This window comes from Oleiphilus sp. HI0043, from assembly GCF_001634935.1.
Map to the genome: position 1 here is coordinate 1 of NZ_LWEY01001306.1, position 1,682 is coordinate 1,682.

The 1,682-nt window shown below is 42.1% G+C and carries 2 protein-coding genes; both read right to left on the bottom strand.

Translation table 11 applies throughout. The features are described 5' to 3' along the window. The coding region (locus tag A3729_RS17140; RefSeq protein WP_304439733.1) for an ATP-dependent Clp protease proteolytic subunit at positions 1-197 on the bottom strand (197 nt) is incomplete at its 3' end. Positions 198-414: 217 nt separating this feature from the next. Continuing rightward, the coding region (tig, locus tag A3729_RS17145; protein WP_068634116.1) for a trigger factor at positions 415-1,682 on the bottom strand (1,268 nt) is incomplete at its 5' end.

The following is a 1,682-nucleotide window of genomic DNA, read 5'->3' on the forward strand; positions in this document are numbered from 1 at the left end:
AACAACAGCTGAGCAACAACAAGGTTAGCCATGTGATCTTCAACCTGACCAACCATAAAAATAACGCGCTCTTTTAGTAGACGCGAATAGATATCGAAAGATCGCTCTCCTCGTGCAGTTTGCTCTATAACCATTGGCACGAGACCACTATTAGTAATAATGCCTGAGCCTTGTCCCATATTGTCTTGGAAATTCATACGTATCTTTCTTCCTCTGCTTGGCCTGCTACAAGTATTGATGTGTCGACCTAGGTATCTTTTTTTGATATCTACGACAAGTCATATTGAATATGCAGTCTTTATTTTTCGTCGCTTTAAATTAAAAGCAGCCAGTATTTAACTGGCTGTTTAAAGTGTAGCTGAAAAAAATTAGAGATTCAGATTTTCATCCGAATATTTCTTTTTTTTAAGCTTCTTATTGCTGAGCTGCTGCTGGCTTAACCGCATCTTCGTAGGACATCTTAACTTTTTTGCCCTTCGCTTTTGACTTAACTAACTCAACTACTGCGTCTTCTACAATAACTGCTTCAACCTGCGCGCGGTTTTCCTTTTGGTTATAGAACTCTACAACCTCAGCTGGCGTTTCATAAGTACCGGCAATTTCCTGGATCTTGGCATCAACTGCTTCAGCATCTGGCGTAATTTCGTTTTCCTTAACCACTGCCGCAAACAACAAACCAGTTTTAACACGCTGAGTCGCTTGATCTTTAAATAGCTCAGAAGGCAACTGAGAAACATCTAACTGCTGACCACCACCAAACTGCTGCAAGGCCTCTTGCTTCATTCGGTTAATTTCTTCTTCAACCATAGACGCTGGAACGTCGATATCGTTTGCTTCAGACATGCCTTCAACAACTTGCTGCTTCAGCTTATTGCTTACTGCATTTTCAAGCTCACGTTCCATATTCTTAATTACTTCTGCTCTGAAGTCTTCTTCAGTTTTGCAGTCTACGCCGTATTTACCGAAGAACTCTTCATCCATTTCAGGAAGCACAGTATCTTCAACAACTTTAACGTCTACCTCAAACTTAACATCTTTACCTGCCAACTCTTCGTTCGCATAGTCTTCAGGGAAAGTCAGCTCTAAAGTCACTGACTCACCAGCTTTTGAACCGATCAGACCGTCTTCAAAGCCAGCAATCATTTGACCGGCACCCAAAGTGATCTTCTGGTCTTTACCTGTGCCGCCCTGGAACGCTTCACCATCCATATAACCAACGTAATCAAGCGTCAACAAGTCTTTCTTCTTAGACTTACGCTTTACTGACTTAAGTGTGCCATGCTGACGACGAAGCGTATCAATCATGTTCTTGATATCTTTTTCTTTAATTTCAGCAACTGGCGTTTCTAACTTAAGCCCAGACAAGTCAGCCAATTCGATTTCTGGATACACTTCAAAAATCGCAATAAACTCTAGATCCTTACCTTCTTCAACTGTCTTAGGCTCAAAACGAGGATAACCAACCGGGTTAACTTTCTCTTGAGTCAACGCTTGAACGTAAGAGTTACGCATTACTTCGCCAATCACTTCTTGACGTACGCCTTGTCCATAACGCTTTTTAACAACCTTAACTGGCACCTTTCCTGGTCTAAAACCGTTGATACGTGCTGTTTTAGCCGTCTTCTGAAGGCGCTCCTCGACTTCTCGCTCGATCTGATCAGCAGGTACACCAATCGTCATTC